Source organism: Streptomyces nodosus, assembly GCF_008704995.1.
Lineage (GTDB): Bacteria > Actinomycetota > Actinomycetes > Streptomycetales > Streptomycetaceae > Streptomyces > Streptomyces nodosus.
The window spans coordinates 1,812,425-1,835,081 of record NZ_CP023747.1; the positions used below are offsets into that span (position 1 = coordinate 1,812,425).

Here is a 22,657-nt window from a genome sequence, read left to right on the forward strand (position 1 = left end):
GATGGGGGTATGACCCTGTACGTCGGCACCTCGGGGTGGCAGTACAAGGACTGGCGGGACGTCCTGTACCCGGCCGAGGTGCCCATGCGGCTGTGGCTGGAGGAGTACGCGGCACGGTTCGCCACCGTCGAGATCAACAACGCGTTCTACCGGCTGCCGTCCCGGGAGAGCTTCGAGAGCTGGCGCGAGCGGGTGCCGGGGGACTTCGTGGTCGCGGTGAAGGCGAGCCGCTATCTGACGCACATCAAACGCCTGAAGGACCCCGAGGAGCCGGTGCACCGGCTGATGAGCCATGCGGCGGGCCTCGGCGACCGGCTCGGCCCCGTGCTGCTCCAACTTCCGCCCACCCTGCGCTGCGACCCGGCGCTCCTCGACGACTGCCTGGCCTGCTTCCCCTCCGGCACCCGGGTCGCGGTGGAACCGCGCCACGACTCCTGGTGGACGCCCCGGGTGCGCGGGGTGCTGGAGGCGCGGGGCGCGGCGCTGTGCTGGGCCGATGTGCTGTCCCGCCCGGTCACCCCGCTGTGGCGGACCGCCGACTGGGGCTATGTCCGCTTCCACGCGGGGCGCGCCCGGCCCTGGCCGCACTACGGCCGCCGGTCGCTGGCCTCCTGGGTGCGGCGCCTGGCGGCGGCCTGGCCCGACGACCGGGACGTCCACGCCTACTTCAACAACGACCCGCAGGCGGCGGCGGTCCTGGACGCCATGGCGTTCGCCCGCCTGGCGAGGTCGGCGGGCCTGGCGGTCTCCCGCACACCGCACCGTCTACCGACCGCGACTGCGGGCACGGCACGGCGCTGAGCAGCAGCACCCGGGCCGGTCTCAGTCCCCGTAGGCAGCCCGCAGGGCGTCCCGGACCGCCGCCAGCGCCTCCTCCTCGCCGAGGCCGAGGCGGTGTGCCCGGTCCGCGTAGGCCTGCGCGGCACTCGCCGCCTCGCGCTCGGCGGCCGAGCCGGCGGCCGCCACAAAGGTGCCGTTGCGCCCGCGCGTCTCGATCACCCCGTCCGTCTCCAGCGCCCGGTAGGCCTTGGCGACCGTGTTCGCCGCGAGGCCGAGGGACTCGGCCAGCCCGCGCACGGTGGGCAGCCGGTATCCCACCGGCAGCACCCCCGAGCGGGCCTGTTCGGAGATCTGCGCCCGCACCTGCTCATAGGGCGGTGCGCCCTCATCGATATGGATCTTCAAGGTCACGGGGCCGATTGTCCCGCACCCGCCGGAAAATGAGAGGCACCGTGCACCCGCCCCGCGTACCGTGCGCCCTCATGACCGTGATCGTGCGCGAACTCCGCCCCGACGTCCCGGCCGACACCGAGGGCTTCGCCCGGGTCCGGCGGCTCGCCCTGCCCTTCGTCCTGTACACCCCGGAGTCCATCGCCCACGACGTCGCCCATGTCCACCCCGACGCCCGCTACCGGGTGCTGCTGGCGGAGGAGGACGGCGAGATCGTGGGCACGGCCGCGGTGGGCCTCGCCCATGAGAGCCCGGAGCCCGGCCGGGGGTACCTCAATGTGTATGTGCACCCCGGGCGGACGCGCCGCGGCGCCGGGTCGCTGCTCGTCCGGGCCGCCGAGGAGCATCTGGTGTCCGTGGGCGCGACCGCGCTCTTCGCCTGGGTCCTGGACGAGCCCGGCAACCGCGCCTTCGCCGAGCGGCACGGCTATCGCGCGAGCCGCTCCGCCCACTTCCTCCGGCTGGACCTGGCCGGGGGCACCCTGCCGCCGCTCCAGGACCCGCCGTCGGGCGTCCGGCTGTGCACGGGCGCGGACTTCGCCGACGATCCGCGCCCCCTGTTCGAACTGGACGCGGAGGTCACGTCCGACGAGCCGGGCGACATCGGCGCCGAACTCACCGACTACGAGGCCTGGCTGGCAGAGACCTGGCGGCACCCGCTGTTCAGCCCCGAGCTGACCTCGGTGGCGCTGGTCGACGGCCGCCCCGCCGCCTTCAGCGCGGCCCGCACCGACGGCGCCACCCGCTACGGCTCCGCGATGACCGGGACCGCCCGCGCCCACCGGGGCCGCGGTCTCGCCAAGCTGGCCAAGAACGACTCCCTGCACCGGGCCCGCGCCGCCGGGTGCACGGAGGCGTTCACGGGCAACGACACCGGCAACGACCCGATGATCGCGATCAACAAGTGGTTCGGCTACGAGGTCTGCGAGACGGAGGTGCGGTATGTCCGCGAACTCGGCTGACACCGCGGCCCGGTGGGAGGTCGTCCTGGTCAAGGCGGGTCGTACGAAGATCCGTTATCCCGCCGAACTGCTCCATGACGACGGCACCCGGATCGCCGTACGCGCGCTCTGGGCGGGCGAGGGCGTCCGGGACTTCGGCTTCGTACGGTTCGAGCCCGGTGATGTCTTCACCGAGTACTACTGGCGCGACCGCTGGTACGCGGTCAAGGAGGTCCGCGACGGGCGGGGCGTCCTGAAGGGCTGGTACTGCGACATCACCCGACCGGCCGAGGTCTCCGACGGCGAACTGGTCGTGGAGGACCTCGACCTGGACCTGTGGCGTTCGGCGGACGGCGCGACCGTGCTCCGCCTCGACGAGGACGAGTTCGCGGCGAGCGGGCTCGGGGCGAGTGACCCCGAGGCCGCCACGGCCGCCGTACGGGCCCTGGATTCCCTGGAACTCCTCGCCCGTGAGGGCGGTTTCGGGGCGCTGCTGGACTGATCCCGGCCGGTCAGGGCACGGCCACCACCGCATACCGCTCGTCGTCGACCTTCTTCCCCCACAGCCGGGCGTCGTCCGACAGACGTTCGACGTGGACCTGCCGGGCGAGGGGGGCGAGCAGGGCGGTCAGCCGGTCGGCGGGGATGCCGATCGGGCTCGCCGTCCCCCACACCCCCTCGACCAGCACCAGGCGCCCCTCCGGCCGCAGCAGCCCCCGCCAGTGCCGCAGCACCCGGTCCGGCTCCGGCAGGGTCCACAGCACATGGCGGACGAGGACGGCGTCGAAGAGCTGCCCGCCGACCGGCGGCGCCGCCGCGTCACCCACCCGGAACACGGCCTCCCGGCCGGCGAGCTTGGCGCGGGCCCGGTCGAGCATGGCGGGGGACAGGTCCACGCCCGTCACCCGATGCCCCTGCTCGGACGCGAGGAGTGACAGGCTGCCCGTGCCGCAGCCCAGGTCCAGGACGTCACCGGGCTCCGGCGGCAGCCATCGCTCCAGCCGGCCGGCCCAGGCCGCACGCACTGCCCCGGTCGCGCAGCCCGTGGTCCGGCTCGTCGTCGAAGGCGGCGGCCGCGGCCTCCCAGTCGACACCCCCGCCCCCGCCCGTCGAGGTTTCGGCCGCCCGGTTCCTGGCCATGTTCCTGGTCATGTACCTGGTCACATTCCTGGTCATGTCACCAGGGTGACAGCCGCCACTGACAACCGATTCGTGACAGCCGCCACAGACAGACCGGGATCGATGAGGAACCCTCACCAAAAGGGCCTATCTCCGCGCAAACGCGAAACCCGGTAGGCACAAGGAGGCAGCCATGCGCCGAATGACCGTGCACAAGCCCCTGAAGAAGGCCGCCCTCTCCCGCCGGTCGCGGGACGAGTCCGACGAGCGCCCCGTCGATCGCCCCGAGGTGCGCAAGGACATCGCCCGCCTGTGGTGGCCGAACGCCTGAGCCCGGGCGATGACGGCACTTCGCATATCCGCCTGGATTCATGCCCGGGTTCGCACCCGCGTTCGCGGGGACCTGCGCCATGGGCGCACGGTGATTGCCTGAGCGCAGCCTCAGCGCTCCCTTAACGGCACCATAAGAATCTGCCCCGCCCACCCGAGTCAGGGGATTTCACTCCCGCTTGGGGCTAGCTTGCTGATCGCCCCCACGGGATCCGCCCGCGGGACCCCGTCCCGCGCTGTGCCGAGGGATCCCCCGGGGCCTGTCCGGCGGCTCAGGCCGGACAGGCCCCGGCGTCCCACGCAGCGGCTGGGGTCGGCTGCGGAGGCCCCCGGCGGTGATCCGGGGTCAGCTGAACGCGGAGGCACAGGTGGTCGGGGTGGCGTGCGCCGGGTCCAGGGCGTTGGCCACCTCATGGAAGGCGATCCGGTCGAACAGCCCGATCACCACATGCTCGGAGAGGTCCACGGCGCACAGGTTCTGCAGCAGGACGTTACGGACGTCGGATCCGCTCAGGAACTGCGACGTGTACGGCGTGACCACCTCGTCGTACTTGGTGGCGATGACCGTGTAGTGGACGCCGGGCACGGTGTCGCCGCCCTCGTTGAGCTTGGCCAGGAAGGCCGATCCGGCCACCTGGTCGGCGAGCCCCGGTGTGGATCGGGAGATCAGGTCCTGGGCGCCGGGGAAGTAGGGCAGCAGGTTGGTGAGACCGCTCAGGGTGGTGCCGTGGTTGTCGGGCGCGATGCCGACGAGGGAGTTCACCTTGGCGGCGCCACCGAGGAACTTGAGGTAGTAGCGGGGCATCATGCCGCCCTGCGAGTGGCCGACGAGGTCGACCTCGGGGGCACCGGTCGCGGCGATCACCTTGTCGACGAAGGTCCCGAGCTGCTCCGCGGACGTGGCGATGGGGCCGAGCCCGTAGAACACCGGGACGCCCGGCAGTTGGCCGTAGTCGAGCGAGAAGACGCAGTAGCCACGGCTCTGGAGGTAGGGCGCGAAGGTCAGCCAGTTGTCGACGGAGTTGGCCAGGGTGCCATGGACCAGGACGACGGGACGGGGGTGGGCGGAGGACGGTTTGCAGGAGTAGTCGTTCCACCCCGAGCTCGGCGCGGCGGCCTCGGCGGTGGCGGCGGGGACGAGGACGACCGCGGCCGTCAGCAGTGCCGCGACCAGCGGCCTGAGCAGGCGTTTCCAGGGCAGCATCGGGTGATCTCCTTGCGGCTCGAGGGAGGCGTGAGGGCTTGCGCCTCTGTGATCCGGATCACGAGGATGCTGTTCAACCGTCAAGTTACGGACGAGTAGGGCCCGCTGGGAAGTTACGCGTCAGTAAAAAATTCCCGTGCCGGCCGAAGCCGACCGGGAACCCTGATAAAGCCCCACCCGAAGGTGACGTACCGTCACCAGGAAGGGCGGACCGGCCCATAAGGCGCGATCCACAGCGACTGAACCGCCTCCCTCGGACTGGAGGCGGAGCCGGCCGACGGCACCCGGACCGCTCCCCCGTGGGCGCGCCGACCCGCAAGGGGCTACGCGGCCAGCGACCCCGGCATCACCGCTCGCGGTCCGAACTTCGCCCGGGCGCGGTCCGCGACCTCCTCGATCCGGCGGATCTTCTCGTCCACCGGATCGAAGGTGAGCTGATGGGCCGCGTGCTCGGCGGAGCCCAGCCCCTCGGCGCGCAGGGCGAGCACCCGCACCCGGGCCCGCTGCAGTCCGAGCGCCTCATAGCCGCGGTACGCCTCGGCGGTGAGCGCCGCCGAGTGCGCGGTCGGCTCGGCGAGGGTGCGGCTGCGGGTCGTCGAGGAGCGGTCGGCGTAGCGCACGGTGAGGGTGAGCGTGCGGCACACCTGGTTCCGGGCGCGCAGCCGGACGCCCAGTTCCTCGGCGGCCGACAGCAGGGCGCGCCGGTGCCGTCCGGGGTCCAGCTCGTCGCGGGGGAAGGACCGTTCGGCGGCCAGGGAGTTCGAGGCGGCGTTCGGCACCACCCGGCCGCGGTCGATGCCGTTCGCCCGCTCGCGCAGTTCACGGCCGGCCCGGGCCCCGACCAGCCGCTGCACCGTCGACGGGGGCGCGACGGCGACCTTGCCGACGGTGTCGAGCCCGTACTCGCACAGGGTGCGGGCGGTGACCCCGCCGACCCCGGGCAGCGCCCGGACCGGCAGACCGGACAGGAACTCCCGGACGGCGTCCGGGTCCTCGGGCACCACCCGGACCGCGCCGGGCGCCGCCTGCCGCAGCGCCATACGGGCCAGCATCGGTCCGGGCCCGGCGCCGATCGCGCAGTCGACCCCGTGATGGGCCAGGGCCCGTACCCGGATCAGTGCGGCCAGTTCGACGGCGTCCCGTCCGAAGTACCGTACGGCGCCCCGCAGATCGGCCAGTGCCCCGTCGGGCGGCAGCGCCTGGACGACGGGGGTGAACTCCTTCAGGAGCCCGAGCAGTGCCGGCAGGGCCGCCTCGTCCGTCGCGGGCAGCTGGAAACATACGCAGAGGATGGTCATCCCGCACTCCCCGGGCTCTGGTGCCACAGCTTCCGTCCAGCGGCCGGACCGTCGCCCGCGGGGCGCAGATCGGCCCAGGGGTTCATCTCGTACCCCGTGGGCATCCGGATGCGCCGGCCGTTCGCCGCGTCGCCGCCGTCGCCGTCGTCGCCGCCGTCGCCGTTCTCGCCGTCCGGCTGCCGTGTCCCGGGCTCCGCCAGCCGTGCCGCCACCTCCTCGAGGCCGCCCTCGGCGCGCAGTCCGGCCAGTTCGGCGAGGTTCCAGGCGGCGGCACCCACCACGCTGAGGCTGCGCGGGCCGCGCCGCTGCACCACCCCGCGCACCAGCAGCAGCCAGGAGTGGAAGACGGTGTGGGCGCAGGCGTCGTGGGAGTCGTCGAAGAAGGCGAGGTCGACCAGGCCCGTGCCGTCGTCGAGGGTGGTGAAGATGACCCGCTTGCCGGAGCGGATCGGTGGGGTCTGGGTGGCCACCTTGGCGCCCGCGACCAGCACCGTCTCACCGTGCCGCGCCTCGCGCAGCCGGCGTGCCGGCACCGCGCCCAGCTCGTCGAGGAAGGCGCGGTGGTCGTCCATCAGGTTGTGGGAGACGTCCATGGAGAGCACACCCAGTTCGGCGCTGAGCCGCTCCGCCTCGGTGAGGTCGGGCAGTCCGGCCGGGCCCGTCCTGCGTTCTCCGGCCCGGGGCACCTCCCCCAGGTCGAGCAGCGGAGGAGGGAGCTGTCCCCCGGCCGCGCCCCGGGCCCCCCGGTGCAGTTCGGTCAGATGCAGCTGGAGATCGCGGCGGTTGGCGCCGAACGCGTCCAGCGCGCCGACCTGGGCGAGCCGCCCGGCCAGGGGCCGGCTCGGCCGTGCCCGTTCCCAGAAGTCGAGCAGCGAAGCGTACGGCTGCCCGGCCTCGATCCGGCCGGCCTCGGCCGCGCTGATGCCGTACACATCGCACAGGGCGAGCCGGAGCCCCCAGCGACCGGCGGAACCCGCCGACTCAGACACCAGTTCGATCCGATGGGTGGCCCCCGACTTGTTCACGTCCAGCGGCAGGATCGGCACCCCCCGGCGCCGCGCGTCCGCCAGCAGCAGCCGCTTCGGGTACATCCCGGGGTCATGGGTGAGCAACCCCGCGTAGAAGGCGGCCGGATGATGGGCCTTCAGCCACGCCGACTGATAGGTGGGCACGGCGAAGGCGACCGCGTGCGCCTTGCAGAAGCCGTAGGAGCCGAAGGCCTCGATGATCTCCCAGGTGCGCTGAATCGTTTCTGCATCGTAGCCGCGCGCCGCCGCCTGTTGCGCGAACCAGAACCGGATCCGCCCCTGCGACTCCGGGTCGGACAGCCCGCGCCGCACCCGGTCCGCCTCGCCGCGCCCGCAGCCGGTCATGATGTCCAGGATGTGGATGATCTGCTCGTGGAAGACGACGACGCCGTACGTCTCCTTCAGCGGCCCCTCCAGATCGGGGTGCGGAAAGCGGACCGGCGCCCGTCCGTGCCGTGCCTCGATGAACGGCCGCACCATGTCGGCCGCGACCGGTCCGGGCCGGAACAGCGAGATGTCGACGACGAGATCGTGGAAGCCGGCCGGCTGGAGCCGCCCGACCAGGTCCCGCTGGCCCGGCGACTCGATCTGGAAGCAGCCCAGCGTCTCGGCGGAGCGGATGAGGCGGTAGGTCGCCGGGTCGCCCGGCGCCAGGGAGTCCAGGTCGATCCGCTCCCCCGCCGTCCGTGCCACCTCCGCGACCGCGTGCGCCATCGCGGACTGCATCCGCACCCCGAGCACATCGAGCTTGAGCAGCCCCAGCTCCTCGACGTCGTCCTTGTCGAACTGCGCCATGGGGAAGCCCTCGCCGCTGGTCGGCACGACCGGTGTACGGGAGAGCAGGGAGGCGTCGGAGAGCAGCACCCCGCACGGGTGCATGGCGACTCCGCGCGGGAGGGCGTCGAGGGCCTCGACCAGCTCCCAGAAGTTCCCGTATCTCTCCCGTTCCCCGGCCAGGGGCCTGAGCTCGGGCAGCTCGTCCAGGGCCGCACGGGCGTCGCGGGCCCGGATGTGCGGGAAGGACTTGGCGATCCGGTCGATGTCGGCCGGATCCATGGACAGGGCCGCGCCCACATCGCGGATCGCATGGCGGACGCGGTAGGTCTCCGGCATCGCGACCGTCGCGACCCGTTCGGTGCCGAAGCGGCCGATGATCGCCCGGTAGACCTCGAGCCGGCGCGCGGACTCCACATCGATGTCGATGTCGGGCAGGGCCAGGCGGCGTTTGGACAGAAAGCGCTCCATCAGCAGGCCGTGGGCGACCGGGTCGGCGTGTGCGATGCCCAGGAGGTGGTTGACGAGGGAGCCGGCACCGGAGCCCCGTGCGGCGACCCGGATGCCCATCCCCCGTATGTCGTCGACCACTTGGGCGACCGTGAGGAAGTAGGACGCGAAGCCGTGGTGGGCGATGATGTCCAGTTCCTCGTGCATCCGCTCCCAGTAGGCGCGCCGGGTGTCGTAGCCGCGCAGCATCATGCCCGCCGCGGCCCGGGAGGCGAGCGTGCGCAGGGCGGTGCGGCGGCCGGCGCCGACGAGATGCGGCTCGGGGAAGTGGACCGTGCCGATGCCGAGGTCGTCCTCGGGGTCGACCAGGCACTCGGCGGCGGTGTCCCGGGTCTGCTCCAGCAGCCGGTGGGCGGTGTCCCGGCGGTAGCCCGCGGCCTCGACGACCCGCTCGGCGATCGTGAGCATGGCGTCCGCGTCCTTGAGCCAGGCCTCGGTGGAGTCCAGTTCCTTGGCGGGGTCGATCGGCACCAGGCGCCGGGCGGCGTCCAGGACGTCGGCGACCGGACCGAGGCCCGGGTCGGCGTAGCGCACGGCGTTGCTGAGCACCGGCCGTACGCCCTGCTCTGCGGCGAAGCCGAGGGTGCGGGCGGCCAGCCGCAGCGAACCGGGGCCGGTGCCCGTGCGGCCGTGCCAGACGGTCTCCAGGCGCAGGGCGTCACCGTAGACCTCGCGCCAGGAGGCGAGCAGCCGCGCCGCACGGTCCGGCCGCCCCGCGGCGAGGGCCCGGCCCACATCGGAGTCGGGGCCGAGCAGGACGGTCAGCCCGTCGGCGTGGTTGTCGGCCCAGGACAGCAGCGGGGCGCCCGCCGCCGTGTGGGCGGCGGTGACGAGCCGGCACAGATCGGCCCAGCCGCGGGCGCCGTCCCGGGCGAGGAAGGTCACCCGGGGAGTCGACTCGTCGATGAAGGCACCCCCGCGCACGGGGGTACGGCGCCGCTCCCGCCGTACCGGTTCGGCGCCCACCACCGCGAGCTCCGCCCCGAACAGCGGCCGGACGCCCGCCGCCGCGCAGGCCCTGGTGAACCGGACCGCGCCCGCGACGGTGTCCCGGTCGGTGAGCGCGAGGGCGTCCAGGCCCTGCTCACCGGCGCGCTCCGCCAGCCGCTCCGGGTGCGAGGCGCCGTAGCGCAGGGAGAACCCGGAGGCGGTATGCAGATGCGTGAAGTCCGGCATCCGCACCTCCCGCACTCGCGAGCATCACCGCTCTCGAACATCCGTTCCCATCTCTCCCACCCCCACCATAAACCAATTTCCGAACGTCTGTGCGAGATCCGTTCGAGCGGTTCCCACCTGCGCAAACGTCCGGCGCCCGGAGCGCGAGGGCCCGGGGCGGCCACAGCGAAAAGCCCCGGCCTCGTGAGGTCGGGGCTTTCGCGGACCGCGAGCAGAAGGGCCTGGATCAGCCGATCTGGGTGCCGGTCGCTGAGAGCGCCTCGGTGACCGGCTGGAAGAAGGTCACACCGCCCGAGGTGCAGTCGCCGCTGCCACCGGAGGTGAGACCGATCGCGGTGTCGCCGTCGAACAGGGAACCGCCGCTGTCACCGGGCTCGGCGCACACATCGGTCTGGATCAGACCGCTGACCGTGCCCTCGGCGTAGTTCACGGTGGCGTTCAGACCGGTGACCGTGCCGCTGTGCACCTGGCTCGTCGAGCCGCTGCGGGTCACCCTCTCGCCGACGGTGGCGTCGCCCGCCCGGGTGATCGTCTGCGTCGAGCCGTTGTAGAGGTTCACCACGCTCGGGTGGTCGACGCTCGCGGTGTACCGGACCAGACCGAAGTCGTTGCCCGGGAAGCTGGACTGCTCGTTCTGGCCGATCACCGTGCCACCGGCCGACCAGGTGGAGATCGCCTCCGTGCAGTGGCCCGCGGTGAGGAAGTACGGCTGGCCGCCCTTGACCACGTTGAAGCCGAGCGAGCAGCGGCCGCCGGAGCCGGTGATCGCGTCACCGCCCGCGACGAAGGGCTTGAACTCCCCCTCGGACCGCTTGAGTTCGGCCTTCTCGCCGAGCCCGTCGACGACCTTGCTCAGCTTGTTCCACTCGGCTCCGGAGACCGTGCTGTCGGCGGTGACGACGACCTTGTTGGTCACGGGGTCCGTCGCCCACGAGGTGCCGGGGATGGCCGCGTCCTTCTCCAGCGTGGTGCGGGCGCCGGTCAGTTCGGCGAGGGAGTTCCGGACGACTCTCGCCTTGGCGCCCGCCCGCTCGACGGTTTCGGCGGCGCTCGGGTCGAGCACGTTCACCACGAGGTTCTTGGTCGTGGCGTCGTAGTACGTGCCCGCGGCGTCGGCGCCGAGGTCCCGCATGAGCGTCGAGGCGAGCTTTCCGGCCGCCGCGGACGAAAGGGTCCGGGCCTCGGGGGCCTTGGCGGGTTCACTGGCGTTCGCATTCTGGAAGGTGAATCCCGCGACGAGCAGGGCGGCGACGCCCGCTCCCGCCACGGCCGCACGGCGTCCGGGTATGCGTCGATGCTTCAACTGACGTCCTCCTGTGGGGGATCGGCCCGGCAGGCAGTGGGGGCCCGACGAGCCGGAAGGCGGTTGAACGGCGCCCACTATTCCGATGCCCCCGGGGGCACACAAGGTCGAACTCCGGACGTGCGTACGTCAATCGGCGGACTCTCCCTGCGTATGGGCCTGCGCGTGGAGATCGGCGGGGGAGCGTTCACGCAACATTCACATGCAAACACCAGGGGCGGGCGACCGGCGCCGCCCCACGAGCCCTGGCTCTGGCTGGAATTCACCCCCGGAACCGCAGCCGCTCGACCGGGTGGGGCGGGACGGCGGCGGGGTTCGTGCACAAGGGCGGGCCCCCGCGCGTCATCTCGCGCGGGGGCCCGTTCACCGTTGAGCCGTACTGCGGATCCCGGTCGGGTCAGCCGATGCTCACGCCGTAGCGGCTGAGGGCCGCGGTCACCGGCTGGAAGAAGGTCGTGCCGCCGGAGGTGCAGTTGCCGCTGCCGCCGGAGGTCAGACCGTAGGCCACGGTTCCGGAGTAGAGGGGACCGCCGCTGTCGCCGCCCTCGGCGCAGACCGTGGTCTGGATGAGGCCGGAGACGATGTCACCGCCGCCGTAGTTGACGGTGGCGTTCAGCGCGGTGACCTTGCCGCTGTGGGTGCCGGTGGTGGAGCCGCGCCGGGTGACGGTCGTACCGACGCTCGGGGTGGCCGCGCTGGTGATGGTCTGGCTGCCGACCGTGCTCGGGTGCGCGACCGACGAGTTGGTGTACTGCACCAGCGCGTAGTCGTTGCCCGGGAAGGTGTAGCCGGCGTTCTTGCCCAGCACCGTGCTCTGGCCGGAGTCGGAGTACCAGGTGGAGGCGACCTCGGCGCAGTGGCCGGCGGTCAGGAAGTAGTAGGTGCTCCCGCTGTGCACGTTGAAGCCGAGCGAGCAGCGGTACCCGCCGCCGTAGATGGCGTCGCCGCCGGAGATCAGCTTGTTGAACGTGCCCGGGGTGTGCTTGATGGTGATGGCGTCGGCGTTGCCGCCGGCCTGCTGCTTGATCTTCGCGATCTCGGACTCGGAGACCGTGCTGTCGACGGTGACGACGACACGGTTGGTCTCGGGGTCGACGGCCCAGGCGGTGCCCGCGACATCCGACTTGAGCACCGAGGTGCTGACGCCGGTGAGCTGGTTGGTGCTGAAGGTCCGTGCATCACTCGCGCTCGCGCTCGCGGTGGGGGCGGCGAACGCAGCAGCGGCCACGAATCCGGTGACCACGGCGATCAGCCGGGTGCGCTTCGCGATGCCGCCGGTGGGGGTGGTGCGCTTGATCCTCACTTTTCGTTCCCTCCAAGGGAAGTCGGGGGCCCGCGTGGGGTTGGGGCCCGTGAGGCGCAGCCAGGGGGAGCTGTCCGTTTTTCGGATATGCCGTGTCCCTGACAATCGCTCTGGGGGAGTATTCGGCTGCACGACCGATCGACACAAGGGCGTCTTTCAGCCGCGCGACGACTCTCACCCCACGGACCCTCCCGGTGGACCTGACGGGCCCTCACCACGGCGAGGACGGCGACCGCCTACCGCAGGACGCGCTCCCCCGCCTCGATCGCAGGACCCAGGGTGTTGCCGGGCGGCGGGAGGGGGCAGACGAAGTGGTCCGCGAAGGCGCACGGGGGAAGCAGCGCCCGGTTGAAGTCCACCGTGGTGCGCCCCTCCGCGTCGGGTGCCGGAGGCCTCAGGAACCGGAAGCGATAACTGCCGTTCCCGCTGGTGGCGTCGGCGAAGACGGCCCACAGCGAGCCGTCGCCCTCGACCGACACCTGGAGCGTGAGGTCCTGCCCGTCGAGCGTGAAGGCGAGCACCCCGCCGAGGCCCAGCCCGCGGTGGCGTCCGTCGGCGTTCTCGACGCGTACGGTGCGGCCCTCCCCGTACGGGGTGAAGTGCCCCTCGACCGACCAGCGCGGATCGTGGGGCGTGGCGTCGATGCCCTGGAAGGCCCGGCGCGCCGGAGCCCCGGGATCGTAGTCGCGTACACCCCAGACGCCCTCGCGCACCAGGACGACCAGGCGGCGCTCACCGGCCGAGACCCGGGCCTCGGCCACCGGTCCCGGGTCGGCGCCCAGCCGGATCTCACCGGTGAAGGGCTTGTCGTCGACGGTCAGACCGTCGTCCCGGCCGGCCGTCAGCATCACCGCGTCCTCCTCGGCCACCCAACGCCCGGGGATGGCTGGAATTCGCCCCTCCGGATAATCCTCCAGCCAGTAGGTGCCGGTGAGCGCGAGCGGTCCATAGGGCTCCGACACCCGTGCGGTGCGGTGCTCGTGCCACTGCTTCCACTTGTCGGATGCGTCCGTCGTCATGGACGCAACCCTTCCACAGGGATCCGCCGGCCCGATGCGCCGAGACACCGCGGTTCTCCTGTGTTCCGCCACCCGGCCTGAACCCCTGTCAAAAGAGGGCGGGACTACGGGCCATGGTCCGTCCGGTGCCGGCGTTGAGCTGCGGCGTCACAACTGCCCCTTCGTTCACCCGTACGCACGACCCGCCACTCGAACGCCGCCGAACATAATATTTCACTCACAGTCAGCAGTCGTATGCGGTAAGACCCTTGGGATACCAAGGCTCTCGACGTACGCGCCGTGCACCAGTACCGTCACGAAACCCCCGCGCGGCGTCTGTCCACTTGGCGCTACATCCGCATCATGGACGACCATGGACCGCGGAAAGCTTGAAAGACCGCTGTGAGAGGAGGCGTCCATGGGATCGGTACGCAAGGCGAGTGCCTGGCTCGGCCTCGTCGACGACAACGAGGACGAGCGTTACTACGACGACGACTACGCCGAGAACCAGGAGCCCCGCGATGCCTGGGTGACCGACCCGCGGGTACAGGTCGCCTCCGGCACCGCGGAGCAGAAGGGCCGCCGGATCGGCACGGTCACCCCGGACAGCTTCCGGGACGCCCGCGCCATCGGCGAGCTGTTCCGGGACGGCGTCCCGGTGATCATGAACCTCACGAGCATGGACGCCTCCGACGCCAAGCGTGTGGTCGACTTCGCGGCCGGTCTGATCTTCGGCCTGCGCGGCTCCATCGACCGGGTCTCCAACCGTGTCTTTCTGCTGACCCCCGCCAACACGGAGATCGTCAGCGGTGACGCCGCGAGCCGGAGCACCGACGGCTTCTTCAACCAGAGCTGAGGCAGGGCCGCTCACCGGCCCTGCCCGCCCCGGGCCGGGTCACCGGAAGACATCGAGTCCGGTGAGCGCCCTGCCGGCACCGGTCGGCACGTCCCGAGCCGTCACGCCGAGATACGGGAGTCCGCGGCACCCCGCGGTGCGGGAACCGCGGCCGAGCCCGCCGCGGGCGGCGCCTCGCAGTTCATGAGCCGCGGCAGCCTCAGCGCCATCACCGCGCCCAGCAGCAACAGCCCCGCACTGACCAGCAGCGTCATATGCAGGCCGTGGACGAAGGAATCGCGCGCCGCGTCCCGCAGGGCCGCACCCCGCGCGCCGCCCAGCCGGCCCGCCACCTCATAGGCCTCTCCCAGCGAATGACCGGCGGCCTCGGAGGCCGAGGCCGGAACCCCCGGCACCGACGACAGACCCGGCGCATACGCCGCGTTCATCACGCTGCCCAGCAGCGCTATCCCGATCCCCGCCCCCAGCTGGTACGACGTCTCGCCGATCGCCGCCGCACCGCCGGACTGCGCCTGCGGGGCCTCGTTGAGCATCGACTCGTACGCCCCGAAGAGCGTCGTCTCCAGGCCGAAGCCGAGCAGCACGAAGCCGGACAGCAGCAGCGCCGGGTTGTCCCGTCCGCCCATCGCGGTCAGCGCGATCACCGCCGCCGCCGTGAGACAGAAGCCCAGGACGACCATGCGCCGGGGGCCGAGCCGGCGCAGCATGTTCGAGCCGACCAGACCCGCCGCCATCGCCGCGAACGTCAGGGGAAGCAGCCGCAGCCCCGTCCGCAGCGGCGAGAGATGCAGCACCAGCTGGAGGTACTGGGCCGCGATCAGCTCGAGGCCGACCAGCGCGAGCATCGCCAGCACGATGCAGCCGACGGACGTGCTGAACGCCGGGCGCGCGAAAAGCCGCAGATCCACGAGGGGATGCTCACGGCGCCGCTGCCGGCGGACGAAGCCGATCACCAGGGCCGCCCCCAGGAGCAGCGGCAGCAGGGTGTACGGGGTCAGCAGCCGTTCCCCGCCGCCGAGCCGCTTGACGCCCAGGACGAGCCCGAACAGGCCGGCCGCCGCCATCAGCGCGCCGACCACGTCCCAGGGGCCGTCGCGGTCCCCCTTGGACTCCGGCAGCAGCAGCCGTCCGACCGGCAGGCTGACCACCATCAGCGGGATGTTGATCAGAAAGACCGAGCCCCACCAGAAGTGCTCCAGCAGAAAGCCCCCGACCAGCGGTCCGACCGCCGCCCCCACCGCGGCCACCGCGCTCCAGACGCCGATCGCCAGCGCCCGCTCGCGCCGGTCGGGGAAGACCTGGCGGAGGATGGACAGGGTCGCCGGCATGATCATCGCGCCGCCGACGCCGAGCAGCGCCCGCGCGGCGATCAACAGGTGTGCGTCATGGGCCAGGGCCGCCACCGCGGAGGCGACACCGAAGAGGCCGTATCCCAGCAGCAGGACCCGTCTGCGCCCGACCCGGTCGCCCAGCGTGCCGAAGAGGATCAGCAGCGAGGCGCAGACCAGCGGATAGATGTCGACGATCCAGAGCAGTTCGATGGCGCCGGGTCTGAGGTCCTCGGTGACGGCGGGCATCGCGACATGAAGCACGGTGGCGTCGACGGCGACCAGCAGCAGGCTCATACAGAGGACGACGAGAACGATCCAGCGGTTGGCCCGGAACCCGGTCGCCCGACGGCGCAGCCCGAAGGCCGCCGTGGTCGTCCCGGACATGTACGTACCTCCCAGGTGGTCTCGCTTCGGCGGTGCCACGGGGTAGGGACGTCCCCGCGGCCGCGGTCGGGAGGAGCGGACTCCCGGGGGCCACACGACAAAGCGAGTGAGTCGCCAGCGTACGCGAGTTCCCTCGGCGGTCGCGTGGTGGACCTCCCACGTTTCCCCGGGAGCGGGTGTGGCGTACGCCACCTCGGCATCGTCCCGCGCGGGCGGCCGTGCGCCCCCGGCGGCGCACGGCGCCGATAATCGAGCGCGTGACCGACCTCGACACACGCACGGCGCCGCCCCGTCCCGGCTCCCGGTACACCGGCGCCCTGCACCGGGCCGTCCCCGCTCTGGCGGCGTACGCGGCCGTGCGCGCCCTGGGCCTGGTCGTGCTCTCCCTGTGGAGCGCGGCGCGCGGCAGCAGCCCGCACACCCTGCTCTCGGCCCGCTGGGACTCGCTCTGGTACACCCGGGTCGCCTCCCTGGGATACGGCTACGAGATCCGCCTCCCGAACGGCGACGTCCACTCCGACCTGGCGTTCTTCCCCCTGCTGCCCTGGCTCGAGCGGCTCGGCGCGACACTGACCCCGCTGTCGTACGCCGATACGGGTCTGCTGGTCTCGGCGCTCGCCTCGCTCGCCGCGGCCTGGGGGATCTTCTCCGTCGTCGACCATGTGTACGGCACGGAGGAAGGCCCGCAGGCCCTGCGGGGCGAGGGCGCGGGGCACGGGCGGACCGGCGTCTACGCGGTGGTGCTGTGGGCGGCGCTGCCGGTCGGGATCGTGCAGTCGATGGCGTACAGCGAGTCCCTGTTCACGGCGCTGGCCGCCTGGTCCCTGTACGCGGTCCTGACCCGCCGCTGGGTGACGGCGGGGGTGCTGGCCTCGCTGGCGGGGCTGACCCGGCCGGTGGGTCTTGCGGTGGTCGCGGCCGTGTGGGCGGCGGCCCTCGTCTCCTGGGTGCGGGAGCGGCGGGCGCTCCCGGCGGCGGGCGCCCCGTGGCCGCGCCGGGCCCTCGGCATGCTCCTCGCCCCCCTCGGCGCGGCCGGCTATGTGCTGTGGGTCGGCCGTCGCACCGGCGGGGGTCCCCTCGGTTATCTCGACGTCCAGGCGGGCTGGCGCAACGGCTTCGACGGGGGCCTCGCCTTCGCCCGCTTCATCGCCGACAAGTTCACCTCGCCCCCCTCGGCCGCGGCCGGCGTCGGGCTGATCCTCGGGGTGGCGCTGCTCCTGTGGCTGTACATGGTGTGCGTGCGCCAGGGCCAGCCGCTGCCGTTGCTGGTGTACGCGGGGGTCGTCACCGCACTGGCCCTGTGCGCATCGAGCTACTTCGGCTCCAAACCGCGGCTGCTGCTGCCCGCCTTCCCCTTGCTGCTGCCCCTCGCCCGGACACTCTCCCGGGCCCGTCCGCCGAGGGCGGCGGCGGTCCTCGGGGGTGTGGCGGTGGCGTCCGCCGTCTATGGGGCCTTCTGGCTGAACGGCTCCGGCCCGCCATGATCACTTGCCCGGCGCGTGATCACTTCCCGGGCAGCCGGTGAGCGGCCGGGTAATTCCACCCCAGCATTCGGTGAACAAAGAGGCAATGACCATAAAACAAGACCGCCGTTGATCAATGGAATTGCGGGCGCGTGCGACCGGATTAGGTAATCCACAGAAATAAACGCCCTGTTGAGAGCAATCCCACATCACATCGTCATCACAAACCCGTTGATTCGGGCGGGTACGGACCTCACTCGCTGTAACGTCGATTGAGTGCGTACCGAACGAAAGCTGAGTCGTCTGGACCGGGTCTTCGCCCGGTTGGACCGTGAGCCGGAACGGCCGGCCCACATCGACGTGCCCAGGATGAGCCGGCACCGAGTGGTCCTCTTCTCGGCAACTCTGGCCTTCTACACGGCGATCGTGTGGGCCGTCGTCGTCTCCTCATGGCTGGTCCGGCTCGACTGGCAGGTCATGTTCTTCCGGCCGTACCAGCAGTGGCCGCAGATCCACGCGTTCCTCGACTACTACGTGGTGCTGGGCCAGCGCGGCCCCACCGCGGTGATGGTCGCCGCCTGGCTGGGCTGGCGGTCCTGGCGGCAGCACACCCTGCGCCCGCTGCTCACGCTCGGCGCCGCGCTGCTGCTGCTCAACATCACGGTGGGCGCGGCCAAGTACGGGATGGGCCGGCTGGGACCGCACTACGCGACCGTCATCGGATCGAACGAGATGTGGCGCGGCGGCGATATATTCCCTTCGGGCCACACCGCGAACGCCGTGGTCACCTGGGGGATCCTGGCCTATCTGGCCTCCACCCCGCGGGCCAGGCGCTGGCTGTCCGCGCTCTCCGCGGTGGTCTCCCTGGGCGTCGGCCTGACCACGGTCTACCTCGGTACGCACTGGCTGAGCGATGTGCTCCTCGGCTGGGCCGCGGGGCTGCTGATCCTGCTCGCCCTGCCCTGGGTCGAGCCGCCGATCGCCCGCGCCGAGACGGCCATCCTCGCGCTGCGGGACCGCCTGCGCGGCCGCCGCGCCCTGCCGATGCCCGCTCCGGCCCCGGTCGGCGCGCCCTCGCTGGTCGTCACACCGCGTACGACGGCCAAGGAGGAGGCCCCGGCCCGCGAGCCGGTGGGGGTCACCCGGACCTCCCGCGCACCGGTCTACATGGCGCCCGGCCCGCACACCAGCCGTGCCGAACGCTCCCCGGTCACCCCGGTGGGCAGCCGTCGCCCGTCGCACTCGGACCGGGTGGCGCGCGGCACCCCCTCGGCCCGGCCGGTGGCGGGCGCGGGCAGCTGACGACGACGCTCGCGGGGACCGGTACGCACGACCTCCCCGCACGGTGCAGGCCCCGGCTCGGTGCGAGCCGGGGCCTTCGTCATGGACGCCACAGGGCGCCGGGCCGCGCTCTCCGGCCCGGTCGGCCGGCGCACCGCGGAGCCTGGCCGGTCAGCCCTTCCAGCAGCGTCTGACCCTGCCGTCCGCGACCTCGAAGTTCAGCCGCCCGACGCGGTACTCCAGGGTGATGATCGCCCCCGGCGGCAGCGAGCGGACCGGGCTCCAGCCGCGCTCCCGGGCGAGCCGCTCGGCACGGCCCGCCTCCAGACCTACATAGCCGTCCGGGGAGTCGTCGGGTTCCTTGCCGGAAGAGGGAATGGGTGCCATGCCGCCACGTTAGGCCGAGCCGCCCCGCCGTGGAAGTCCGCAACGGCCACTCGCGTCTCACACCCCTCCCCGGTCACGCTTCTGTCACAGAATCACGACACCCGTTTCGCCCCAACGGGGTCACACGAACGAGCGGTTCCGTAGGCGACACGTAGCACCCCGAACGAATTTCGGAGCCGCTTCGATCATCGTCGGAACGGACTCCCGATAAACCGAAGGAAAGCGCCGTGCGCAGTTCGCGCGCGGCTCTTTGCGATCCTTTTTCCGGTGGCATCCCGCCACCTGACTCCACATAAGAAATACACGGCTTCGGCACAGAATCCCCGTACCCACGGGCGAGGGGGGCAGGCGATGGGGACGGACACGGCACGGGCGGTCGGGGAGCCTCTGGAGACGAGGTCGCCGGGGCGGCTGGTCGTCGACTGGCTGACCACCACCGACCACAAGAAGATCGGGCACCTCTACCTGATCACGTCGTTCGCGTTCTTCCTGGCCGGCGGGGTCATGGCCCTGCTGATGCGCGCCGAGCTGGCCCGGCCGGGGCTGCAGCTCATGAGCGAGACCCAGTACAACCAGCTGTTCACCCTGCACGGCACGATCATGCTGCTGCTGTTCGCGACGCCGACCTTCGCGGGCTTCGCCAACGAGATCATGCCGCTGCAGATCGGCTCCCCCGATGTGGCGTTCCCCCGGCTGAACATGCTGTCCTACTGGCTGTTCCTGTTCGGCGGGCTGATCGTGCTGGGCTCGCTCGCGGTGCCGAGCGGTGCGGCCGACTACGGCTGGTTCGCCTACGCCCCGCTCAACAGCCGACAGCACTCGCCCGGCCTCGGCCCCGACCTGTGGATCATGGGACTGGCCCTGGCCGGCTTCGGCACGATCCTCGGGGCGGTGAACTTCCTGACCACGATCCTGGGGATGCGGGCGCCGGGGATGACGATGTTCCGGATGCCGATCTTCACCTGGAACATCCTGTTCACCTCGATCCTGGTGCTGATGGCCTTCCCGCCGCTCGCGGCGGCGCTGCTGGTCCTGGAGGCGGACCGGCGGTTCGGCTCGCAGGTGTTCGAGGCCGCCAACGGCGGGGCGCTGCTGTGGCAGCACCTGTTCTGGTTCTTCGGCCATCCCGAGGTGTACATCATCGCCCTGCCGTTCTTCGGGATCATCACGGAGATCATCCCGGTCTTCAGCCGGAAGCCGATCTTCGGCTATCTGACGCTGGTCGGCGCGACCATGGCGATCACGGGTCTGTCGGTGGTCGTCTGGGCGCACCACATGTTCGCCACGGGCGCGGTGCTGCTGCCGTTCTTCTCCTTCACGTCGTTCCTGATCGCGGTGCCGACCGGGGTGAAGTTCTTCAACTGGTCCGGCACGATGCTCAGGGGGGCGCTGTCCTTCGAGACCCCGATGCTGTGGGCGACCGGCTTCCTGGTGTCGTTCCTGTTCGGCGGGCTGACCGGGGTGATCCTGGCCTCGCCGCCGCTGGACTTCCATGTCACCGACTCGTACTTCGTGGTGGCCCACTTCCACTATGTGGTCTTCGGCACCGTCGTCTTCGCGACCTTCGGCGGCTTCTACTTCTGGTGGCCCAAGTTCACCGGGAAGATGCTCGACGAGCGCCTGGGCAAGATCCACTTCTGGACGCTGTTCGTCGGCTTCCACACCACCTTCCTGGTGCAGCACTGGCTGGGCGCCGAGGGCATGCCGCGCCGCTACGCGGACTATCTGGCCGCCGACGGCTTCACCGCCCTCAACACCGTGTCGACGATCGGCGCGTTCCTGCTCGGCGTCTCCACCCTGCCCTTCCTGCACAACGTATGGAGGACCGCCCGGTACGGGGCCAGGGTCGAGGTCGACGACCCCTGGGGCTACGGGCGCTCCCTGGAGTGGGCGACCTCCTGCCCGCCGCCGCGGCACAACTTCGTCACGCTCCCCCGGGTCCGCTCCGAGTCCCCGGCGTTCGATCTGCACCACCCGGCGTACGCCGCGACGGAACGCCCCGCCCCGGAGCCGGGGACGGCCGGTCCCGCGCCGTCCTGACCTCCTCCGTCCTGGCCGGCTCGCGCGGTCCCGGGGACGGTGACGCAGGCGCCCGGAGAGGCCCGGCGCGCCCTCTTTTCGGTCACCCGCTTCATTCCCCGATTTCCGGATTTGTCGGCCGGTGAACCGGGCTGCACAGGAGCTGTCTCGCCACGCCAACCTTCTTCTCCACCAGGGAAGTTGGCTCGGAACGACGCGCTCCGGGGGCAGGGTCGCCCGGTGCCCCGGACGGTTCGATTCGGTGCGCTCCCGAGCGTGACTCCGGCCGCGGATCGCCCGTTGTCTTCTTCATGAGCCGGGAACCCCCGGGCTCATGGGCCGGGAGCCACCCGGCACCGCCACGTACCGCATCCCGAGGGAGCCACCCGTGCCGCGCATGCTCGACGTCAGCGACGCCGTACGCGCCGAGATCGGCGACGAAGAAGCCGACCGGCTGCTCGCCGGAGTCAACGCCCCGGGCAGTTACGACTGCACCTCCTGCCGCACCCCCGGTGACTCCGAGCAGGAGCGCACCAGCACCGTGCTGTTCGTCGGAGAGGAGACCGCCGTCCTCGCCTTCGCCCATGCCACCTGCCTGCCCTCCCAGGTCGTCCAGGTCACCGAGGAGCAGTTGCAGGGCGCCGTGCGTTCCATCACCGGCGAGGAGCAGTTCGCCCAGGCCTCCGCCCAGGCCGCGCCCCAGCAGGCGGTGCTGGGCGTCACCAGCGGACTCGTCCTGATCTCCGGCGAGTTGCACCCGGCGCTCGTCGTGGAGCCGACGGCGCCCATCGTGCGCCCTGGCTCGTACGGCTTCGGCGACGACTTCCTGCCCCTGCTGATCGAGCAGGGCTTCATGCCGCTGACCATGATCGAGTCGGTGCCGCCCGTACTGCACGGCTGGTCGGTCCTGCTCGCCATGGGCCAGCTGCACGCCGTGCTGCAGCCCGGTGCCAACGGCACCCAGGTCGCCTGGTGGCAGGCGCACCAGCCGCTCCAGGTGACCGACGGCTGGCGGACGGCTGCCAACAAGCACCAGCAGGTCCTGCTGTTCGCGGCGCCGGTGGGTTCCATCGGCCGGCAGCCCAGGGAGGATCTGCTGCGCGACGCGCTGGACAAGGCGGCGGCGAACGGGCAGCTCGTCGCCGCGGCCCTCCCGCTGGCGGGGACCTGAGCCTCGGCTCCGCACCGGGTACGGCGGTCGGCCCTCCGCCCCGCGGAAGGTCCCTGAGAAGGACCCCGGCCGACCGCATCCCTTGGGCGGCGGGGTCGTTGGCACCTACGTGCACGCATATGACGTACCCCGCCGCCAGTCCTACCAGCCGATCCCCTCGGGGCGAGCGGGCCATGCCCCTTCGGGCGGCTCTTCTCCCACGCCGATCTACGACGCGCTCTACACCGAGTACGTCAAAGCCTTCCGGACGTGCCCGGGCGACCGCAGCGGCGAGGAGGACATGGGCTTCACCGCCTTCGCCCTCACCGCGCACGACACGGGCTCGTACGGCGTCGGTGGCTATGGCACTCGCCATGGTGCTCCCCCGCACGGCACCGGGCATCTGACGGCCCAGCACGGTCATACGCACTTGGCGGGCAACGGCTGGCAGCTGGTGGCACAGCACACCACGGGGATGCACCCCGTGGCGGCACTGCCCCCCGCGCCCCGCAGGGGGCTCTGAGCACGACAGGGAAGGGGCGGCCCCACCCGGGGCCGCCCCTTCCCTGTCA

General features: G+C 71.8%; 19 protein-coding genes and 1 pseudogene. 10 read left to right on the forward strand and 10 right to left on the reverse strand.

Annotation, left to right across the window (positions count from 1 at the left end; translation table 11 throughout):
• The first annotated feature begins 9 nt into the window (after positions 1-9).
• Positions 10-801 carry a DUF72 domain-containing protein gene (locus tag CP978_RS08265; protein ID WP_043438949.1) on the forward strand — a complete coding sequence of 264 codons (792 nt, stop codon included), beginning with the start codon at positions 10-12 and terminating at the stop codon, positions 799-801.
• A 21-nt stretch (positions 802-822) separates the two neighbouring features.
• Here CP978_RS08265 and CP978_RS08270 read toward each other — a convergent pair whose 3' ends face one another.
• Entirely contained in the window at positions 823-1,191 is a 369-nt protein-coding gene (locus CP978_RS08270; protein ID WP_043438951.1) for a GntR family transcriptional regulator, read from the reverse strand.
• A 71-nt stretch (positions 1,192-1,262) separates the two neighbouring features.
• Between CP978_RS08270 and CP978_RS08275 the strand changes: the two genes are divergently transcribed.
• Positions 1,263-2,192, forward strand: a complete 930-nt coding sequence (locus tag CP978_RS08275; protein ID WP_043448284.1) for a GNAT family N-acetyltransferase — start codon at positions 1,263-1,265, stop codon at positions 2,190-2,192.
• The gene (locus CP978_RS08280) at positions 2,173-2,673 is read left to right on the forward strand and encodes a ribonuclease FAU-1 family protein (RefSeq protein WP_043438952.1); all 501 of its coding nucleotides are present in this window, start codon (positions 2,173-2,175) and stop codon (positions 2,671-2,673) included. The genes CP978_RS08275 and CP978_RS08280 overlap by 20 nt, the downstream gene beginning before the upstream one ends.
• Before the next feature lie 10 nt (positions 2,674-2,683).
• On the opposite strand, the pseudogene CP978_RS08285 reads toward CP978_RS08280, so the two are convergent.
• Positions 2,684-3,311 (reverse strand): annotated as a pseudogene (locus CP978_RS08285) (class I SAM-dependent methyltransferase).
• A 172-nt stretch (positions 3,312-3,483) separates the two neighbouring features.
• On the opposite strand from CP978_RS08285, the gene CP978_RS34795 reads away from it, so the two are divergent.
• Positions 3,484-3,621: a hypothetical protein gene (locus CP978_RS34795; protein WP_167748006.1), complete on the forward strand. Its 138-nt coding sequence runs from the start codon at positions 3,484-3,486 to the stop codon at positions 3,619-3,621.
• 345 nt (positions 3,622-3,966) lie between these two features.
• On the opposite strand, the gene CP978_RS08290 is transcribed toward CP978_RS34795, so the two are convergent.
• The 6 genes from CP978_RS08290 to CP978_RS08315 form a co-directional block, all read right to left on the reverse strand.
• Positions 3,967-4,824 carry an esterase/lipase family protein gene (locus tag CP978_RS08290; RefSeq protein ID WP_043438953.1) on the reverse strand — a complete coding sequence of 286 codons (858 nt, stop codon included), beginning with the start codon at positions 4,822-4,824 and terminating at the stop codon, positions 3,967-3,969.
• 323 nt (positions 4,825-5,147) lie between these two features.
• Entirely contained in the window at positions 5,148-6,122 is a 975-nt protein-coding gene (locus CP978_RS08295) for a DNA polymerase Y family protein (protein ID WP_043438954.1), read from the reverse strand.
• On the reverse strand, positions 6,119-9,610 hold the full coding sequence (locus CP978_RS08300) for a DNA polymerase III subunit alpha (protein WP_043438957.1): 3,492 nt from the start codon (positions 9,608-9,610) through the stop codon (positions 6,119-6,121). Before CP978_RS08300 ends, CP978_RS08295 begins: the two co-directional genes overlap by 4 nt.
• A gap of 226 nt (positions 9,611-9,836) precedes the next feature.
• Positions 9,837-10,913: a S1 family peptidase gene (locus CP978_RS08305; protein ID WP_079162055.1), complete on the reverse strand. Its 1,077-nt coding sequence runs from the start codon at positions 10,911-10,913 to the stop codon at positions 9,837-9,839.
• A gap of 397 nt (positions 10,914-11,310) precedes the next feature.
• Complete coding sequence (locus CP978_RS08310; protein ID WP_043438962.1) at positions 11,311-12,216, reverse strand: S1 family peptidase; 906 nt, start codon at positions 12,214-12,216, stop codon at positions 11,311-11,313.
• Positions 12,217-12,452: 236 nt separating this feature from the next.
• Positions 12,453-13,235, reverse strand: a complete 783-nt coding sequence (locus CP978_RS08315; RefSeq protein WP_043438964.1) for a DUF1684 domain-containing protein — start codon at positions 13,233-13,235, stop codon at positions 12,453-12,455.
• Positions 13,236-13,632: 397 nt separating this feature from the next.
• Between CP978_RS08315 and CP978_RS08320 the strand changes: the two genes are divergently transcribed.
• Positions 13,633-14,070, forward strand: a complete 438-nt coding sequence (locus tag CP978_RS08320) for a cell division protein SepF (RefSeq protein ID WP_043438967.1) — start codon at positions 13,633-13,635, stop codon at positions 14,068-14,070.
• Positions 14,071-14,171: 101 nt separating this feature from the next.
• Here the strand turns inward: CP978_RS08320 and CP978_RS08325 are convergent, their stop codons facing one another.
• Positions 14,172-15,785, reverse strand: a complete 1,614-nt coding sequence (locus tag CP978_RS08325; RefSeq protein WP_043438969.1) for an MFS transporter — start codon at positions 15,783-15,785, stop codon at positions 14,172-14,174.
• Positions 15,786-16,042: 257 nt separating this feature from the next.
• Here CP978_RS08325 and CP978_RS08330 point away from each other — a divergent pair, with 257 nt between their 5' ends.
• Positions 16,043-17,269, forward strand: a complete 1,227-nt coding sequence (locus CP978_RS08330; protein WP_043438971.1) for a membrane protein — start codon at positions 16,043-16,045, stop codon at positions 17,267-17,269.
• A gap of 255 nt (positions 17,270-17,524) precedes the next feature.
• Entirely contained in the window at positions 17,525-18,550 is a 1,026-nt protein-coding gene (locus tag CP978_RS08335) for a phosphatase PAP2 family protein (protein ID WP_043438974.1), read from the forward strand.
• Positions 18,551-18,700: 150 nt separating this feature from the next.
• Here CP978_RS08335 and CP978_RS08340 read toward each other — a convergent pair whose 3' ends face one another.
• A complete protein-coding gene (locus CP978_RS08340; RefSeq protein WP_043438976.1) occupies positions 18,701-18,916 on the reverse strand; it encodes an I78 family peptidase inhibitor in 216 nt (71 codons plus the stop codon).
• A gap of 351 nt (positions 18,917-19,267) precedes the next feature.
• On the opposite strand from CP978_RS08340, the gene ctaD reads away from it, so the two are divergent.
• From ctaD to CP978_RS08355, 3 genes are all read left to right on the forward strand, one after another.
• Positions 19,268-20,956, forward strand: a complete 1,689-nt coding sequence (ctaD, locus tag CP978_RS08345; RefSeq protein ID WP_043438978.1) for an aa3-type cytochrome oxidase subunit I — start codon at positions 19,268-19,270, stop codon at positions 20,954-20,956.
• 367 nt (positions 20,957-21,323) lie between these two features.
• Entirely contained in the window at positions 21,324-22,106 is a 783-nt protein-coding gene (locus CP978_RS08350; protein WP_043448285.1) for a hypothetical protein, read from the forward strand.
• A 109-nt stretch (positions 22,107-22,215) separates the two neighbouring features.
• Positions 22,216-22,608, forward strand: a complete 393-nt coding sequence (locus CP978_RS08355) for a hypothetical protein (RefSeq protein WP_043448287.1) — start codon at positions 22,216-22,218, stop codon at positions 22,606-22,608.
• Positions 22,609-22,657 lie beyond the last annotated feature (49 nt).

Excerpts from the sequence above, each read along its gene's own strand:
- CP978_RS08265 (WP_043438949.1), top strand. The coding sequence starts at position 10 with ATGACCCTGTACGTCGGCACCTCGGGGTGGCAGTACAAGGACTGGCGG.
- CP978_RS08275 (WP_043448284.1), top strand. The coding sequence starts at position 1,263 with ATGACCGTGATCGTGCGCGAACTCCGCCCCGACGTCCCGGCCGACACC.
- CP978_RS08280 (WP_043438952.1), top strand. The coding sequence starts at position 2,173 with ATGTCCGCGAACTCGGCTGACACCGCGGCCCGGTGGGAGGTCGTCCTG.
- CP978_RS34795 (WP_167748006.1), top strand. The coding sequence starts at position 3,484 with ATGCGCCGAATGACCGTGCACAAGCCCCTGAAGAAGGCCGCCCTCTCC.
- CP978_RS08290 (WP_043438953.1), bottom strand. The coding sequence starts at position 4,824 with ATGCTGCCCTGGAAACGCCTGCTCAGGCCGCTGGTCGCGGCACTGCTG.
- CP978_RS08295 (WP_043438954.1), bottom strand. The coding sequence starts at position 6,122 with ATGACCATCCTCTGCGTATGTTTCCAGCTGCCCGCGACGGACGAGGCG.
- CP978_RS08300 (WP_043438957.1), bottom strand. The coding sequence starts at position 9,610 with ATGCCGGACTTCACGCATCTGCATACCGCCTCCGGGTTCTCCCTGCGC.
- CP978_RS08315 (WP_043438964.1), bottom strand. The coding sequence starts at position 13,235 with ATGACGACGGACGCATCCGACAAGTGGAAGCAGTGGCACGAGCACCGC.
- CP978_RS08320 (WP_043438967.1), top strand. The coding sequence starts at position 13,633 with ATGGGATCGGTACGCAAGGCGAGTGCCTGGCTCGGCCTCGTCGACGAC.
- CP978_RS08325 (WP_043438969.1), bottom strand. The coding sequence starts at position 15,785 with ATGTCCGGGACGACCACGGCGGCCTTCGGGCTGCGCCGTCGGGCGACC.
- CP978_RS08340 (WP_043438976.1), bottom strand. The coding sequence starts at position 18,916 with ATGGCACCCATTCCCTCTTCCGGCAAGGAACCCGACGACTCCCCGGAC.
- ctaD (WP_043438978.1), top strand. The coding sequence starts at position 19,268 with ATGGGGACGGACACGGCACGGGCGGTCGGGGAGCCTCTGGAGACGAGG.